This window comes from Rossellomorea arthrocnemi, from assembly GCF_904424705.1.
Classification (GTDB): domain Bacteria; phylum Bacillota; class Bacilli; order Bacillales; family Bacillaceae_B; genus Rossellomorea; species Rossellomorea arthrocnemi.
Genome location: NZ_CAJGBF010000001.1, coordinates 417,646 through 434,964, shown reverse-complemented (window position 1 = coordinate 434,964; position 17,319 = coordinate 417,646). Strand labels below are relative to the sequence as shown.

13 protein-coding genes and 1 pseudogene are annotated in these 17,319 nt (G+C 38.0%); 8 read left to right on the top strand and 6 right to left on the bottom strand.

Going from position 1 to position 17,319, the window contains the following annotated elements:
- The first annotated feature begins 99 nt into the window (after window positions 1-99).
- A pseudogene (locus BAA9072_RS02225) lies at window positions 100-587 on the top strand (LURP-one-related/scramblase family protein).
- 131 nt (window positions 588-718) lie between these two features.
- Here the strand turns inward: BAA9072_RS02225 and BAA9072_RS02220 are convergent.
- The 6 genes from BAA9072_RS02220 to BAA9072_RS02195 form a co-directional block, all read right to left on the bottom strand.
- Window positions 719-1,246 (bottom strand): hypothetical protein, encoded by a 528-nt coding sequence (locus BAA9072_RS02220; protein WP_201713038.1) that lies wholly within the window; start codon window positions 1,244-1,246, stop codon window positions 719-721.
- Between the two features lie 163 nt (window positions 1,247-1,409).
- Window positions 1,410-2,639, bottom strand: a complete 1,230-nt coding sequence (locus BAA9072_RS02215; protein WP_201713037.1) for an MFS transporter — start codon at window positions 2,637-2,639, stop codon at window positions 1,410-1,412.
- Window positions 2,640-2,821: 182 nt separating this feature from the next.
- Complete coding sequence (locus tag BAA9072_RS02210) at window positions 2,822-3,508, bottom strand: alpha/beta fold hydrolase (RefSeq protein ID WP_201713036.1); 687 nt, start codon at window positions 3,506-3,508, stop codon at window positions 2,822-2,824.
- 338 nt (window positions 3,509-3,846) lie between these two features.
- On the bottom strand, window positions 3,847-4,494 hold the full coding sequence (locus BAA9072_RS02205; RefSeq protein WP_230980724.1) for a nuclease-related domain-containing protein: 648 nt from the start codon (window positions 4,492-4,494) through the stop codon (window positions 3,847-3,849).
- A complete protein-coding gene (locus tag BAA9072_RS02200; protein ID WP_201713035.1) occupies window positions 4,479-4,682 on the bottom strand; it encodes a hypothetical protein in 204 nt (67 codons plus the stop codon). The genes BAA9072_RS02205 and BAA9072_RS02200 overlap by 16 nt, the downstream gene beginning before the upstream one ends.
- Before the next feature lies 1 nt (window position 4,683).
- Complete coding sequence (locus BAA9072_RS02195) at window positions 4,684-5,298, bottom strand: hypothetical protein (RefSeq protein ID WP_201713034.1); 615 nt, start codon at window positions 5,296-5,298, stop codon at window positions 4,684-4,686.
- A gap of 112 nt (window positions 5,299-5,410) precedes the next feature.
- Between BAA9072_RS02195 and BAA9072_RS24120 the strand changes: the two genes are divergently transcribed.
- The 7 genes from BAA9072_RS24120 (at window position 5,411) to BAA9072_RS02160 (ending at window position 17,302) form a co-directional block, all read left to right on the top strand.
- Window positions 5,411-6,511 carry a DUF6946 family protein gene (locus BAA9072_RS24120; protein ID WP_230980723.1) on the top strand — a complete coding sequence of 367 codons (1,101 nt, stop codon included), beginning with the start codon at window positions 5,411-5,413 and terminating at the stop codon, window positions 6,509-6,511.
- Between the two features lie 93 nt (window positions 6,512-6,604).
- A complete protein-coding gene (locus BAA9072_RS02185) occupies window positions 6,605-7,708 on the top strand; it encodes a DUF4145 domain-containing protein (RefSeq protein ID WP_201713033.1) in 1,104 nt (367 codons plus the stop codon).
- 23 nt (window positions 7,709-7,731) lie between these two features.
- Window positions 7,732-8,400: a hypothetical protein gene (locus tag BAA9072_RS02180; RefSeq protein WP_201713032.1), complete on the top strand. Its 669-nt coding sequence runs from the start codon at window positions 7,732-7,734 to the stop codon at window positions 8,398-8,400.
- A gap of 45 nt (window positions 8,401-8,445) precedes the next feature.
- Complete coding sequence (locus BAA9072_RS02175) at window positions 8,446-10,545, top strand: DUF262 domain-containing protein (RefSeq protein WP_201713031.1); 2,100 nt, start codon at window positions 8,446-8,448, stop codon at window positions 10,543-10,545.
- Window positions 10,546-10,757: 212 nt separating this feature from the next.
- The gene (locus tag BAA9072_RS02170; RefSeq protein ID WP_201713030.1) at window positions 10,758-13,172 is read left to right on the top strand and encodes a UvrD-helicase domain-containing protein; all 2,415 of its coding nucleotides are present in this window, start codon (window positions 10,758-10,760) and stop codon (window positions 13,170-13,172) included.
- Window positions 13,150-15,648, top strand: a complete 2,499-nt coding sequence (locus BAA9072_RS02165; RefSeq protein WP_201713029.1) for a hypothetical protein — start codon at window positions 13,150-13,152, stop codon at window positions 15,646-15,648. Before BAA9072_RS02170 ends, BAA9072_RS02165 begins: the two co-directional genes overlap by 23 nt.
- On the top strand, window positions 15,635-17,302 hold the full coding sequence (locus tag BAA9072_RS02160) for a UvrD-helicase domain-containing protein (RefSeq protein WP_201713199.1): 1,668 nt from the start codon (window positions 15,635-15,637) through the stop codon (window positions 17,300-17,302). The genes BAA9072_RS02165 and BAA9072_RS02160 overlap by 14 nt, the downstream gene beginning before the upstream one ends.
- Window positions 17,303-17,319: the final 17 nt, after the last annotated feature.

Here is a 17,319-nt window from a genome sequence, read left to right as displayed (position 1 = left end):
GCCATTCCTTTGTAAGGGGTGGTTTTTGTTTTGGGTTTCTGGAACTTAAACTCAACTCAATCTTATATAAAGGAAAGACGTAAAGTGGGGGGCGCTACGATGAAACAGCTTTACATCAAACAAAAGGTATTCAGTCTCAGCTAAAAATTACCGTGAAGGATCAGGACGAGAAGGATGTCTATTATGTCGTGGGAAGCTTTATGATGTTCCCGAAGACATTCTCCATCATGAATCAGGACAGGGAAGAAGTGGCTCTGATCACGAAAAAGGTGTTGAGCTTTCTGCCGATATTCTTTGTTGAAGTGAATGGCCAAGAGGTCTTGACGATCAAGAAGGAATTATCCTTTCTGACGGCCAAGTATTCCATTGATGCGAGAGGCATTGAGGTAAAAGGGAACTGGATGGATATGGAGTTTCAGGTGTTACACGAGGGAAGGGTCGTAGGAGAAGTGGGCAAGGAATGGTTCAGTTGGGGCGACAGTTACAGGGTGCAGATAATGGAGGAAAAGATAGAGACGATAATTCTGGCGCTTGTGATTGCGATGGATTGTGTGAAGGCAGATCAGGCGAATACCGCGACGTTATAAAGAAGCACGGGAACCATCCCCGTGCTTCTCCTAATTAGAAGGAATATAAAAAGGTAATTTAAAAATAGGTTAAGTGTGAACGTAAAATACTCACATCTAATTTTACTGAATAAAGTTAAATGATACTTCCTTCAAAGATCAAACATCTTTCTAAATGTCTCCATCGTTTCTTCCTGCTCTTTTCTTGAACTTACAGGGGCTGTATCTTTCATGAATTTATCCATTAGGGCATTGTAACGGTTAAGCATCGTCATTTGCTGCAGAGCCATATGAGTATGAATAGTGCGTACATTTTCAGCTTTCATTCGTAACCCGGAGTTGAAGTTTTTGTTCGCCATGGACTCGGCAGTAGTAGCGAGTTCTTTTAGGATATTCTCCTGGCTCATGCTTGTATATTTTTGTTGACAGTTAAATTGAACAGGATCCCATTTATGGAGGTCTTCAATGCTTATTGATTCATTTTGAACAGGATCCATAAGAGCAATCATGACTTTCACATGGTTTTGCATCATCATGTATTGTTCCGTGGCTGCCTGCTTGATTTCTGAGTCTTGAATGGTACATATATACGAGGCTAACTTATCCAATTCAGCTTTATGAACCGGCAGGTGTTCAGCCATTAAACTTAAATCAATCATCTTAAGAATCATTCTGGTCATTCCTCCTCCCCATCATATGTATTCGTATGGGTTGGAATAGTGACCTAATTAGAGGTAACGGTTCATTAAAGTGTATAACCCATTGCGTAGGTGGACGAAGTGTCATCGTTCAGCAAGCTTTTCAAGATCAACTCTCACTGAAGGAGGGACCTATCCCTATGGCTCAATCTACCTTAATATATCTAATCCTTTTATTGAGAAAGGCTATAACAGCAGATATAAAAACAATTGAGCCAGCTATAATAAACATATATGTTACATTGATAAACTCACCTAAAATTCCCGCAGATATATTGGCTATCGGAATGATCAAAACAGACAGACTTGTTATGAGCCCGATAAATCGCCCTCTAAGATTAGGTGGTGCACCTGACATAACAATGGTTGAGATACTTACAGCTCCAAGAGTGATCCCGAACAATTGTATAGTGGATAAGAAAATGGTTAAAAAAACAGATTCCGAAATTCCTATTCCTATAATACAAATGGAAGATAATCCCCATCCTATGGAAATGAGTTTTCCGGCTCCAACTTTTCTATCTAAAAAACCAATAGATAATCCAGCTGAAATTGATCCTATTACTCCTGCTGCTTGAATATAACCATATAAGGAAGCATCTCCATTTAGTTTTTCAGTAACTAGAGCAGGATAAAAAGGACCTAAGAAAGACGCAAAATTAATAAAGATGCTAATACATAAAATGGATTTAATCTTTTTATTTATTTTTATTTTTTCCCAGCTTTCTTTAATGTCTTTAAATAAACGAACTTTATTTTGAATTAGTTCTTGCCCATTTAAGCTTTTAGATCGAGGGAGTGTTAAAAATAATATAAATATGGATACGATAAAAAACGATAAAGAATTTATGAAGAATGCCCATGCTATACCAATGATCCCGATGATCAAACCTGCAGAAGCATTTCCAACTAATGAGGCAGCATTGTTTACGACAGAGAATGAGCCATTAACAGAAGCTAATTTGTCCCTATGTACAAGATCTGGAAGGATCGAAGACCTTACAGGATTTATAAATGCAGTAAATCCATTTAATATGAAAACTAAGATTAGAGCTAATAGAAAAGGAATATGATTATAGATGCACATATAAATGACCAATAAAAAGACAATGGACCCAGCTAAGATATTTGTACCTAATAATAATTTCTTTCTTTCCCAGCGGTCAGCAAGGGCTCCAGCTATAGGTGACATGATCACATCAGAGATATGCCACATAGCTCCTATCATGGCAGTTTGGAAGGTAGAAGAGCTCTGAGAAAAAACTGCCCACATAATTGCTATATTAAAGAACGTATCCCCAATCGTTGATACAGCTTGAGAGGATAATAGTAAGTTAACATTCTTATTTTCCTTTTTGCCAAACTTTTTCCACATGATTACTCTCCCTTATCTGACACACATTTTATCCTAGATCCAGAACTACTTAACTAATTCCTCATTAAGTATTGGATAAACCATAAAAAGGTAATTTTTTCTTCAGCTAGGGAGGTTCATGAGCACAGGTCCCTTGGTCCAGTTTGACATATCGTGCCAAGGGACCTGTCCCTTTAGTTTACCTACGCAATACTATTAATAAACTCCAGGGTCATTCGGTTAAACATCGAAGGGTTTTCCGTGTTTGCTAAGTGTCCGCAGTTTGGAATGATTCCTGGTGTGATGAGGTTGTTCAACGATGAAAGATGGTGGACCGAATCCACTTCATGTTTTTCGTTTCCGCCATTTATGAGTAGTATAGGGATGGTTAACTTCTTTATTTGCTCATCAGATACTGCCGGATAATGATAAGTGAAACACTTCACCACCCTGTGTAACGTGGTTTCCCAACGTGGGCCATGGTGAAGAAGATAGTCTTTCGCTACTTCAGGTGCTTCTGCTTTGATGTTATGTAAAAAATGATATTGTCTTTCCATGATCGCGTGCATGTCTTCGGGGATGCTTGGAACATAGCCTGTCAGGACAATGCCTTTTGTCAATTCGGGATATCTGATTGCTGCATGCAGGGCGAAACTAGCTCCCATTGAAAGTCCAATCAAGATACCAGGCTCTCTTTTCTTGAGTTCATTTATAAGCCATTCAAAAGTATGCTCGAAAAAGGGGTCATCAGCATCCCTGCTATTCTGACCGTGTCCCGGCAAATCAATTGGAATAACAGTGAATTCCTCACGTAAAGCACCTAATTGCTCCTTGAAATGCATTTCTCCCGTCCCCATTAAACCATGAATCAAATAAATATTCTTCGTCACTTTCGCCACTCTCCTCATTCATATATACCGTATGTACTAAGTTTATAGAGTAAAGCCATTGTTGAGAATGAGCCTGAGGTGGACTTTTGTATAGGTCTTAAGACTTATGGGAGGAGAGGGATATGTCCCTTGGCTTTGTCTCTAAGGTACATGTGAACCCTCTCTTGCTAGATTGATAAAAAGACAGTTCTATTTTCCAACACTCTTTTGATGTTCATAACAATAAACCTTCCCATTAAAAGTAGGATTCGATAAACAATAAGCCCTAACCTTATTAGAAACAGATTTAACACAAATCTCACATTTCGAAGTGGAACTGGTCTTTTTGTCAGGTTCATTCAGTGCTTGTGTATGTTCTTTTCTAACCTTTGGGTCAGGGATATTGGCATACTCTCACTTAAAAGGGGTTCTTTATGTTGGATCTTCAACACCGATTCTTTCCGATGGATAAATTCCGACAACTCGATGTCATATACAATCAGTTCGTTAGAAGCGATTTTACGGTAATCCGGGTCAACTTTAAATGTAGAGCGTTTTGTAAAAGAAACCATGGAAACAAATAGGTTGTGGAACTTCTCATCGATCAATGAAGAGAGTGCTTTCAGGTGCCCATAGTTTTGTACAAAAGGATTCATCATTTTGAATTTCCCATTGACCAGCCATGTGTTCCGGTCTTTCCCGCCATATATGGTACCCTGATAGTTTTTTGTCTCAATGACAAAGATCGCGTATGGAGTGATCACCACATGGTCGATTTGTGAATAGCCGGACTTCGCTTTTGGGTTGGGAATGAGGAGATCGCTTAGGTGGCGATAGTCCTTTGGGAGCTGATCCAGTTGGATATCAATTTTGTATTCTCCTAATTCTCCTTTTCTAGTGGCGATTTGTTCATTGGTTCTTTTAGGTTTTGATGGGGGTGGAGTAGCAGATTGTTTTGGTTTAGGTTCAGTTGTTTTCTTTTTTAGGAAGTTTAGGAATAATAGCATGAGTTTCTCCTTGGTGGTTTGATATGGTTATTATCGTACTTATTTGCGAAGATTTGAGTGACAGGGATCAGGAAGAGACAAATCATTCCTTTCAGAACGGCCATGGGCTTTGCATACGAATTCTTAATATTGACGAAGGTCCGTCCCTTAGCATGATCATTCCTTAAAGACGGACCTTTTTTGGTCATCCTACTCCAAACTCCTCGAATAATGATCCTTCACCCAATACGTCAACGTCCCATCCTGCTCAATACGATAACGCAGATCAGCTTTCTGCAATCCTTCAATCATCAATGGACGTAGGTCACTCATCATTTGATTGCTTTCTTCTATATAAGTAGAGAGTATTTCAGAATGATAGGTGTTCGCATTTGCTGCTGACATCAGATAATCGACTGCTGCCTGTTTGGTAACGTACAGTTCGACGGTTTTGTTATGTAGCTCCTTAAATTCCTGCGGTGGATTGAGCTCAATCAGCTTCTGATAATTTTGAGTGAGCATCATGTCAGTTTCATTGATGTTGGGTGTCAGGGATGAAAGGTTTTCGTTGGCAGCATTGATCTTGGTCTGCAGCTGTTTGAAGCTTTGATCGCTAGAACTGAAGTATTGCTCACGCTCCTGCAGATAGCTTCGTATCTTTTGTTCCTGTTGAATCGTGATTTCATTGTAGATTTTCATGGGTAAACCGCTGGCGAACAGCGCCAGGAAAATAAACCCGATAACGCCCCATGACCATTTGGGCGCTTTCTTACTTTTAGGTCGATATCGATCATCTTTCCAGTAGTCTCTCTCTGCTATATGCATAGTAGTTCCTCGCTTCATTCGATACTAGTAAAATACTCCTCATATGTTACCATAATATTACACATGAATAATAATTAATAATGAAGTTTTTTACTTGCAGGAGGAGGTAATCATGGAAAAATATTTCGTTCCAACAAAAGGGATAGATTCTTGGAAGGAGCTCTTATCCGATCCAGATAAACAATGGAAGCCATCATATACCCCATATGAATTAGCAAAGTCTTGGGAGGGTGCTAACAATCTTCCATCCAGTGTACAAAGAGCATTTGAACAAAGTGATATTCCACTTCTTGAGAATGTGAAAGTCCTATATGGATTTCCTGAATACAAAGTTTCACTTCCAGGAGGTGGGGCTCCATCTCAAAATGATCTTTACCTGCTAACAAATGCGGGTGGTGTATTTCTGCCAATTATGGTTGAAGGAAAAGTGTCTGAACCATTTGGTGAAGAAGTGAAGACTTGGAAAGGAGAAAATCCAAGTATAGGGGAGAAAAATAGATTCCATTCAATTCTGGAATTGTTAGGACTCGATGAAGATGAGGTTTTGAACAAAAGGTATCAGTTATTCCATCGGACAGCTTCAGCAGTAATTGAAGCCAGAAAAATTCATGCCCAACATGCGTTAATGCTTGTTCATTCCTTTAGTCAACAAGAGAAGTGGTTTGAGGATTACAAGGAGTTTGTGAATCTATTTGGCGTAAAGGCGAAGAAGGATACTGTGGTAGGGCCAGTAGATGTGAATGGAATTCAATTGTACTTTGGCTGGGTTACTGAGCCGATTCCAATGAAATCAAAAGAATATTATTACAGCTTGTTTAAGACAGAGAAAGCCAGGTCTTTGGCAAAAGAAATTGATCATTACGTATACGAAAAAAGTACATACAGATATGAGGTAGAAGATTATCATGAACGTACTAATAATGGTGTTCGTACAGATTGTATAGGATATGTAAGTAGAAGATCTCGTTACAAATTCGCTACTATCACGTCTGCAAGGAAGGCATGTTTTGTTCTCCACCTTGGTAAAAGACTTGAGACAGAAAAAGCAAAGAATATGCAGAAAGAAATTGATGAGCTGCTGGGTCATGTGTATGAAGAATCGGATAAAGGAAGACTCACGCCGGGTGAAGTATATATAAGGTTGGAGTGGGTAGATACCTTAGGGCAGATAACTAGATTTATTGATGAGGCGTATAACTTAAGATTGCAATAGTAACCTAGTCTTATAAATTAATCTAACATTTGTACCTCCGTTCTTTGGTAATATTTATATAAGCATATACTAAAAAAAGGGAGATCTCAGGCTATGAACCATAAATACTTTTATCAATTCCTCGAACCACTTTCCAACGAACTGGCACTACTGGGAAAAGAACTAGAACACAGTGTATTCACAAGTCCGCGCACCATGTTAACTCACTCTAGAGTATTTATTGAAAACATACTTAAAAGTGTCATGAAAGAAGAGGGGCTTTCAGAGGTTCCTCTAATGACTATAGTAGAAAGAATCAATTTTCTGAATGAACAAGGGATATTAATTAAAGATGTCTTAAATGATCTTCATTCCATCCGTATGACAGGAAATCAAGCAGCGCATCAAACACGAATGTTTCGTTACTCCGAGTCTTTAACGTCATGGGAAGCTCTATACAATGTTATAAAGTGGTATATCGAAAGTTATGGGCCAATCAGTACTACGGTTCCTGAATACAAAGAGCCATGTCTTCCTCGTGACGAGCAATTAGATCTTGATGAATTGTTAGCACGTTTAGTGTCACTGGAAAAAACACTATCAGCAAAAGAAACCCCAACGATGCAAGCAGCTCATGCAGAGGTAGCCGCTACTATTACCGATGAAGGAGATCCAACAACTGAGGGATACTCAACCATCAGAAGAATATCATATATGGATAAGCATGTGGATATTCCATTCTTCTTAAGGGATGCATTTTTACTTCCACAACGATTCCAGAAGTCTGAAACATTCCTAATAAGATTAGGGGAAGTACAGCAAGCACGATTTGTAAGTGAACTACCACATGATCTGGTGGATCTCCACAAACATGTGAAACGATACAATGAAAAGAATGACAAAACTCTTTTTGAAGAATTATCTATCTTTGTTCAAGAGGAGCTTACCAGAAGAGAGATTACTCACAGACGTCGGGGAGAATTGTTATTCTTCTATAAATCTGACTATATAGTGGTGACTGAAGAATTATCTGCGATTCCTTTAAGCCCTGTAGAGTTTTCCGGTATTCACAGTTTGCTGAAACAACTTAAGCAAAACGGCATTTTGACTGTAGGACAATTACCTAAAGAGTTAGTAAGTTTAGCGAAGTATGCTAATGTCGGGACTTTAACGATAGAGAAATTGTTTGATCAAATTAAAGGAAAACAAGCTAGATAAAGGGTGTAAGTGAGGGACAATTGTTGAATCTAGATAAGATACTGAAAGAATACACAAAAAAATTCAGTTTATTCTCGTTGATTAAAGATAATATCCAAAGAAATCGTTGGTTAATTTTATATCTATTATTAATTGTGCTAAGTGGTGTTGGAATATTTGTGAGTTACTTCTTCATGAATTTAAAGTTTATAATAATTAGCCTTGTTGTCTTCGCCGCGATAACAATTGTTAGTTATAAACATCAAGAAAAAGTAAGGGATCATGATCCATCGGTTGAGAGGGAGAGATTGAAAGGGTTCAGGAAGTTTCTTAGAAATCAAAAATTCGCTTCTAAGGAACAACTTGAAAGTCTAGATGCATACGTAACCAAAGAAATTGACTACTTAAGCAATTCACCAGCAGCCTATAACCATCCTTACATTAGATCATTGGTTGTAGCATTATTCACTTCAGGACTGCTATCTTTCAGCTTTAAATCATTATCTGACGGTAACACAGAACAAGCTAAGCTCTTATTAATGTTGTACTTATTAATTATAGGGATACTAATGATTTTAATCTCTTCTGTATATATGTTTCGTGAAAGCTTTTCTAGATTATCAAAATTGAAGAGTTTATCTCTAATTCTATCTAGAATATTAGTAGAGATTGCTTTACAGCAACCAGCGTCAGGTTCCAAAAAGAATAAATGATACCAAGTGAAAAAATTCAACTACCTAACAAGGGGAGGATTTAACATGAAAGAGTTAGAATCTCTAAAACAAATATTTAAAGATCGTATCTTCAAAATCCCAGATTACCAACGGGGATATGCCTGGTCTACAAAACAAGTCAAAGACTTCTGGGAAGACCTTGTTAATTTACCTTCAGATAGGTTTCACTATACAGGCTTATTATCCCTTAAAGAAGTAAGTAGAGATGGTTGGAAAAGTTGGAATGAGGAAGGGTGGTTAATAGAAGACAGAGGCTTTAAGCCATTTCATATTGTGGATGGACAGCAACGTCTTACTACGTTTGTTATCTTTATTCAAGGAATCGTCGATCTTGTTAAGGGTTTACCTGAAAATCAAAACAAAAAAGACGAGGAAATTTATATTGGGACCTTTAGCTTGAAACAAATCAAGGAAGAGTATTTAGTCATTCAAAAGCCACCACAGTTTATTATTAATACATACAAGTTTGGCTATGAGACGGATAATCCTAGTTTTAAATATCTGCGTCACCGTATATTCGGGGAGCCCAATAGTGGAAGTATAAAAGAAACGTTCTACACGCTGAATCTGGAAAATGCAAAGAGGTTCTTTAAAGAGAACCTACAAAATTATTATGATAAGTTTGGAATTTCTGAGATTGAAACCCTATTTAAGAAAACGACTCAAAACTTGATGTTTAATATTCACGAAATACAAGATGATTTTGATGTTTTCGTTGCATTTGAAACGATGAATAATCGTGGAAAAAGGCTTTCCAACCTGGAACTTCTAAAGAATCGTCTCATTTACCTCACAACTCTTTACGAGGAAGATGAATTAAAAAATGATGAAAGAAAGAGTCTACGTGGGAAAATCAACGATGCGTGGAAAGAAGTTTATTATCAACTTGGTCGCAATAAGCAGAAACCCCTTTCTGATGATGATTTTCTTACAGCGCACTGGATCATGTATTTCCAATATACAAGGCAAAAAGGCGATGACTATATTCGGTTTTTGCTGGACGAAAAGTTCACTCCGCATAATATTTTTAATAAAACGGAAGTTAAGGCTTCAACAGTCTTTGCAGTGGAGGAAGTACGTGACGAGCAAGCGGTCGATGATCAGGACGAATTAGAAGTAGATAGTATCGTGAAGATATCTAAGCTCTCTCCAAAAGAAATAGAAGATTATGTGGGAAGTCTTAAGTCAGCAGCGGTACATTGGTACGATACATTTAATCCATTAAACAATAACGAATTAACCCTTGAAGAGGCAATGTGGTTGGATCGCTTAAATCGTATCGGAATTGCCTATTTCAGACCTTTAGTGACAGTTTCCTTTATTTCACCTGATGTAAATTCAGCTGATCGAATTAAATTATTCAAAGATATAGAACGATTTATTTTCATTGCCTTTAGATTAGGTCGTGCTTTCTCTACGTATCGAAATAACGAGTATTATAAGACAACTAGATTGCTTAGAAACGGAGAAATATCGGTTGATGAGATTTGTGGAATGTTAAGAGAGAGAGTAGAAGAGTGGTTAAAACCAGAGAGTGGATTTGACTATCAGCCATTCAAAACATATATTCAGCGCCTATATAAGAATGGGAATGGTTTTTATGACTGGAATGGACTGAGGTATTTTCTATATGAATATGAAAGCGAGAAGGTTCACCAACTTGGAAATCAAAAAATTGATTGGAACTACTTTGTGAAAAGCGAAAAAGATAAGGTATCAATCGAACATATCTATCCACAAACCCCTAGTAAGGATTATTGGGTGAATGTATTTAATGAATTTACGTTAGAAGAGAAGCGTACCCTGGCAGGTTCGTTAGGAAATTTACTTCCTCTTTCTAGTAGTATCAATTCAAGTTTACAAAACGACAGTTTTCCTGACAAAAAATCAGCTAAAGTGAATGCACAAGGTCTTAAGCTTAGAAGGGGTTACTCAGAAGGCTCTCATAGCGAAATTGAAGTATCAACCTATTCAGATTGGAACGCCGAGAATATACTGGGTCGTGGGTTAAAGCTACTTGAATTCATGGAAAGACGTTGGGATATAAAGTTCGAAGATGAAGAGCATAAGAAAGACCTTTTGTTTTTATCCTTTGTTGGAAATGAACAATATAGTGGACAATAATAAGATTGAAGGGTGTGTGCACGGGTTTCTGTGCTTACACTCTTCTTTTTATGTGTAGACCCATCTCTTTTTTTGCACGGGTTATTAGCTAAAATATACTAAAAATGGGGAGTTGGTTACATTTTCTACCTTTAGACTCCTTACAAATTATAGTAGAATGGTAATAGTGATGTAACAATGTAATTAAAATGTAAAATAAAGGTGTGGAATACATGAACGAAGCACTCTATTCAGTACTATGGTTTGTCCCTGAAGTGAATCGAGAAATCATGGATGCTGTAAAAAGATACATAATGAAAGGAAATAAGGTTTTCCTATTATCCTTTGATGATCCTGCAGAGGTGATTACCGATCAATACTTAAATCAAGCATCTAAGAAAAAACTAGTTAATACATTTCAAATAAAGTACAACCAAGAATTGAATAAAGAATTGTTGATATATGATGGAAAAGATACTCATCATAAGTGGTTAACATATTTTGACCATACTAGCTCATTTAATTTGTCACAGTACATACTTGAACACAAAGAAGCTAGATCTCACTCTTTAGTGAAGGCAGGAGCCGGAACTGGTAAGACGACGACGATGATCAATCGTATTGCCTTCTTGAAACACCTTCACCAATCTTCAGTGGATCTAAAGGAATTTGTATTGATTACATTTACAAATGAAGCATCGATTCACATGAGATCTAAACTGATGGAGAAGTTTAAGGATTACTATGAATTGACTCGTGATAAGAAGTACCTTGAATGGCTGGAAGAGATGAGTTCGATGTTTATTGGAACGATCCATGCTTTTGCGAGTTATTTTCTTGCGCATGAGGGGAAATCATTAGGGTTTCCTCATTTAATTGAGATTAGAAGTTACCGTCATGAGCAACGAAAACAGATTGAGAAGGCGATTGATAAATTTGCTTCTGAATACCCAGATGTCTATCAGGCATTCAAGAGAGTCCCACATCATCAGATGGTTAAACTGTTTTCTCAAATGATGGAGCAAATCCACAATAAAGCGATTAGTCACAAAGACATTTTGAGGATTAATTATGGGCTGGATGAAAAGCAGTTTCACTTTTATGCTCAATTTATTATTCGGCATGTGACAAGTTCACTCCTTCATTTAAAGCAGCGTGAAGGAACGATGGAAGTTCATGATCTGATTAGTCGGTTAGATGAAGTTCGGTTCCTGAGAGAAAACGAATTGACACTACCGTTGAAGTACGTCTTTGTGGATGAATTCCAAGATACAGACGAGTCACAGGTGCGGTATGTTAGCTGGTTAGCTAGTAAATATTCAGCCGAGCTGTTTGCCGTAGGAGATGTGAAGCAGAGCATTTATCGATTTAGAGGAGCAGATTATACCGCATTTAATCAGTTGATCTATCAACTCGAATTGAACCAGGAACCATATATAGAATATTCCCTTCAGAAAAACTATCGATCTACTACTCTCTTGTTAGCACAATTCAATCAGCTCTTCGAGAAATGGGATGAACGAGTGAAGCGGTTTACTTATCAAAAAACAGATGTTTTGAAGCCAGTTATAAAGGGTGAAGACTCTGAAGGGATGAATACGATCCGATTAGACGACACATCGCTAAAGCCCTTGTTAAAGAGATTGTATGGAAACGAAGTCGCGTTTCTAGTTCGTTCTAATCGCCAGGCGACAGAAACAGTGAGAAGAATTGAGAGGGCCGGGTATTTCTGTGAGGCCGATCTTTCAGGTTCATTTTACCGTTCTGTTCCGGTTAGGGAATTTTACATGTTAGTAAGAAGGTTCACTCATTCTAAGGTTCCAAAGGATCGTTTTGCTTTTCACCAATCTTCATATGGAGAAAATAGAATAGACATAATGACTTTTATTAACCAGCTTGATTATGAAAAAAATACGACCATAAACCTTTTAGATGAGGTAGAACAACATCCCGATATGAATAGCAGTGAAAATGCTCTGCAACTTTTAGAAAAAATCGTAGAAACAACGGATCCTGCAGACATTTACCGTAAGCGCTTTTATCAGGAGAAACGACTGGAGTTTCCCAATCAGGACACTTCTATTATTAAAGATGAGGCGATCTTACGATATGAGGAATACAAAGCGAACTTAGAGCATTTATTATTTATCCTTAAGAAAGAATTTAGTGATATTACGTCTTCCATTTATGATATAGAAAAATTTCTGTCGATTAAGGTCGCGACGGATACGTCAGAGAATGAATGGAAAAAGAGAGACGAGAAGCTACACCGCTTTAAAGTAATGACTGTTCATAAGGCGAAAGGGTTAGAGTTTGATTATGTGATTCTGCCTTCTACGGAGATGTCATTCCTTCACGATCACTTTACGAACCACTTATTGGTTCAAGAACAAGGGAACTGGAACTATGGATATGATGTGAAGTGGTATGGAATGAATTTTCAAAATAACCTCTTTAATATGAATATTACAGATGAGAATGCAGAAACCATCGGGGAAGAAACAAGGCTCTTGTATGTTGCGTTAACACGAGCGAAAATGTCGGTGTTGGTTCATGGAAGTGATCATATGAATGCATCGAGAGTTGAATGCTGGAATGACTTAGTGGAAAGTGGGGAGAAGTTACATGTTCAAAGTACATTATTATAAACATACAAAAAACTTCTATCAGGATTTCGTAACTTCTGAAAACGAAATACACCTTACACAGAGTGCCAGCTTTGCTCAATATTTAAGGCAACAATCCAACACTGACCGAGTAATTGGATATAAATCCTTTACGAAAGAGTTATTCCCTGAATGGAAAAGCCCACAAGTAGAGATCTACATACAATCTAAGGTCAGATCATTTGTAAACGAGCGATTTCCAGCGCTACAAGAAAAACAACGAGAAAAAGTAATCATTGATTACGTAGACTCTATCCTCTTCCTAATGAATATGGGCGGATTGAAATTAATTCCTTTGGAAGGACTCAACGTTGAACAAAAAGCCCTTATAACATTATTAGAGAATCTGATGACTGAAGACGTCATTATTGATTGCTTTAGAAGTAGAGCGACACTGTCTCCAGATACTTTAAAGGAAACGTTTCAGCGGTCTGAAAAGATAACCAAATTATATGTTCATCACTTCGACTATATGGATGTAGAAAGAATGAGCCTGTTCCATTTATTCCAACGAATCGGATTAGAGGTCATCTTTTGTATTCCTTATAATCCCGATTTTCCAGATCTCTATAAAAACTGGAGAAGTATATATGAAAATATACTAGGGGTTTCAAAAGACGAATGGGTCTGCGCAGAGGAATCGGTACCTGAAAAAGGGGCAAAATTCGCTCAATACCTTGATCAAAACATTCACGATACTTCGGGTGACACAGTTAATATCGATTTTCAATGGTATGAACATCCAACCAGCTTTAAAGAGCACGTCAGGAATAATCCTATTGTGGAGAATCAATATGAGATCTTTGCCATTTTTGATGAAAATTTAAACATCTATTCGTCGTTAACGAGTAACGATTCTTTCTATTCAACGAAGTATGGTCAGTTCTTTCTATCACTCCAGAGCTGTGAGAAGAAAAGTGATGGGATTCATTTCTCTTATGACCATTACGTCAACATGATGACTTCCGGCTGGGTGGAATCTGGAGGAATGAATGGTGAACAAGCACTGACCCTATTAATTGATATGCGATCGTATTTGGAAGACGTTGAAACGTTTCCCGAGTTAATGAATCGTCTTCAGGCTCTGGTTACCTTTCAAGAAGTCGGAGATATTTTTGATGAGGTAGGGAAAGAACAGGCAGGACGGAATCGGATGAAAAGGTATCTTACAAATCCTTGGAGAAGCTTTCCGATTCTGCACAGATCAAGATATTCCATCACCATCAAACAATTAATCGAGTGTACGAAAGACTTGGCAAGAAAGCTAAATAAGCTGCTGATTGAAGAGGATAGACAAGTGAATGTCTCCGAATACTTTCAAACATTAAAAGGGGTTTACGAATCGGTCAATAGTTCATGGCCTGACGATCTAAAGCTAAGATTTGAAAAGGTGTTTAAAGCACCTATTAACTCGCATTGGGAATATGGAAAAGAAGAGATCTTCGCCTATCTTTCGTTGTACTTGGGTTCCAAGAGCAAGGATCAAGGTGTTATTCGAAACTTTGACCAACTTGCTGGTAAAGTCTTGATGACGGATCACATTCATGTTACCGGGCTTTCCTTCAAAACGTTTCCTTGGAAGTCGCCGGAACTACCAAGCTTGTTGAATCATACGTGGTTAAAGAAGAGTATATATGATCAATACATATCGATTAATCGGGAGATCCGATTAAATGCCTTACTGGTTGATTACTACTCACGACGCGTCACAAGAAGTACTGCTCTATATAACATTTACCACTTGCTCGCTTTTGGGAATGGAATGACTACGTTTAGTTATATTGAAGGGTTAGTAGATAGAGATGGTCCGAGTATCTACCTGTCTATTTTGCAAGAGTTATATTCAACTGATAAAGAACCTGGAGAAAGTAGTCAAGTTGAATTTGACTGGGATGAGCCAGAAACTTCCGATAAAGAAATCGATAAAGATCGTCTTTCTCAAGTTCCAGACTTACTCTGGCTGGATAGCGACTTTTGCAAAAAGAAATTCTTCCTTAATTCCTTTATTGAACAGCACCCTATTTATGAGCAATCTTTTCACCAACAACAGGTATTTGCAATCGTAGGGAAATTGCTTGCTGAGCAAGGGGAAGGTAGAGAGGAAGTAAGGGAGACCGTGTATCCAATGTTTCCCCATTGGACGAATGCATTAAAAGAAAACTTAATCGAAACATCCTCTGCAAAGGGACTAAGAGAATACAAGTCTTACGAAAATATCTATTATCCCCAAGCGATGGATCGTGTTCAAAAACTCTTTAGTAGCAATAAAGTAACAGAGAACTGGAAAGCGAAACATCAATATGAGAACAATTCCTTTAAGCTAGAGTCACATTTGGATGAACTTGCACAGACCATTAAAGGAACTAAAATATATGCTCACAGTGGTAAGCATTGTAGAATGTGTCCATTCTTAATGAGTTGTCAGGAAGGAGAGTATGCCGTTGATGCCAATGACTAGTTTAATTGAGAAGCAGCGAACGTTCGCGAAAAGGTCAGCCAAAGCCTGGCAAAACTACTTTGATGCACAAGGGCTGCTTCCAAATATTCAATTAAGTCCAGAACAAATTTCCGTGGTCCAGCAAGAGGAAGAGCACTTACTGATTAATGGATCAGCAGGAAGTGGGAAAAGCTTAACGCTTCTTTACAAACTACTCAAGGTAATGGATCAGGAAAATGATCGTAAGCGTATCCTTTATTGCTCGTATAACCAAACGTTAATAGAAGATGCACGGAAACGGATCCAACAATCTTCTAAATTTCAGGATATTAAAGACAAGCATACGGTTCACTTAAAGACCTTTCACAATGCAGCGACAGATATCTTAAAAGAGATTGGATTTGCTAACGCTCGACATTTGAAAATGAGCTTGCGAAACATTAAGAATGCAGAAGAAATGATTACCCGTAGAACTATGGTGCTCGTAGATAATTTTATTACTTCACCAGACTATGAAAAGCTCCCCTCTGAGCAAAGGTTGTATAAAACTCATCAAGGGAAGTTCTTAATGGATGAAGTGCTATGGATGAAGGCAAACGGGTTTATTACATGGGAACAGTATGCTGAATGTGAACGTGCGGGAAGAGGGGCCAACCCTAGACTGACAAAGGAACAGCGAAACACGGTCTTTACGTTGTATAACCAATATCGTGACATGCTAAAAGAAAAATTCCAAAATCATTTGGATTTAGAAGACTATGCGCTTCTTTTGCTGAAGCATCTGGAAGAGATACCTGAATCGTTGAAGTATGACTATATTTTTGTTGATGAGGTTCAGGATCTACAAGCAATGCAATTAAAATCGCTCATTGCTCTTCAGAAGAAATCGATTGTCGTATCAGGAGATCCTAAGCAGCGCATCTATAAACGCAGTCCTTTCTCCTACAGAGAATTAGGGTTAAACATTGAAGGTAGGAAAAATCGAACATTGAAAACGAATTACCGGTCTACGAAGCAAATCATGCAGCTGGCCGGTCGTATCCAATTTGATGACGAAGAGAACGACCGTTACGACGATCAGCACTTTGTTCGTGAAGGGGCTGTTCCGATCATTCGCTATTTCTCTCAAACAAAATGGCAAAACCGTTATTTGCTAAAACAAATTAAAGACATTCATCAAAAAGATCCAGGCGCTTCTATCGCCATTATCCACCGGCATGACTACGACGCAAATGCAGCAAGAGATTGCATGGTGTATGATATGTTAAGAAGAGAGTTCAATGTCATCCAAACCAATGACTATGCAAAGCGGTTTGACTTTAATCAAGCGAGAAAACCGATCTTCTATACAGATGCTTTCTCCGTAAAGGGGCTGGAGTTTGACTACGTATTCGTCATTCACTTTGATCGTAGTCACTACCCGAACCAAAAAAGAATAGAAGAATTAAAACAGAGATGTGATGGTAAAACAAATACTGATAGCTATGATAAAGACTTTAATGACATCTTTAATGATGAGAGAAAACTACTCTATGTTGCCATGACCAGGGCAAAAAAAGAACTGCAAATGCTGTACACAGCATCCAAACCGACTATGATCTGCCAAATGGTCCGCGACTTTAATACAAAAGACTACGTAGCAAAGGATTTCAATAAATCCATCTACAAACAGTAAATCAAGGAGGACTTCCA

Excerpts from the sequence above, each read along its gene's own strand:
- BAA9072_RS02200 (WP_201713035.1), bottom strand. The coding sequence starts at position 4,682 with ATGACCAAAAAAGGTCCGTCTTTAAGGAATGATCATGCTAAGGGACGG.
- BAA9072_RS24120 (WP_230980723.1), top strand. The coding sequence starts at position 5,411 with ATGGAAAAATATTTCGTTCCAACAAAAGGGATAGATTCTTGGAAGGAG.
- BAA9072_RS02170 (WP_201713030.1), top strand. The coding sequence starts at position 10,758 with ATGAACGAAGCACTCTATTCAGTACTATGGTTTGTCCCTGAAGTGAAT.
- BAA9072_RS02220 (WP_201713038.1), bottom strand. The coding sequence starts at position 1,246 with ATGACCAGAATGATTCTTAAGATGATTGATTTAAGTTTAATGGCTGAA.
- BAA9072_RS02175 (WP_201713031.1), top strand. The coding sequence starts at position 8,446 with ATGAAAGAGTTAGAATCTCTAAAACAAATATTTAAAGATCGTATCTTC.
- BAA9072_RS02195 (WP_201713034.1), bottom strand. The coding sequence starts at position 5,298 with ATGCATATAGCAGAGAGAGACTACTGGAAAGATGATCGATATCGACCT.
- BAA9072_RS02160 (WP_201713199.1), top strand. The coding sequence starts at position 15,635 with ATGCCAATGACTAGTTTAATTGAGAAGCAGCGAACGTTCGCGAAAAGG.
- BAA9072_RS02185 (WP_201713033.1), top strand. The coding sequence starts at position 6,605 with ATGAACCATAAATACTTTTATCAATTCCTCGAACCACTTTCCAACGAA.
- BAA9072_RS02205 (WP_230980724.1), bottom strand. The coding sequence starts at position 4,494 with ATGCTATTATTCCTAAACTTCCTAAAAAAGAAAACAACTGAACCTAAA.
- BAA9072_RS02215 (WP_201713037.1), bottom strand. The coding sequence starts at position 2,639 with ATGTGGAAAAAGTTTGGCAAAAAGGAAAATAAGAATGTTAACTTACTA.
- BAA9072_RS02165 (WP_201713029.1), top strand. The coding sequence starts at position 13,150 with ATGTTCAAAGTACATTATTATAAACATACAAAAAACTTCTATCAGGAT.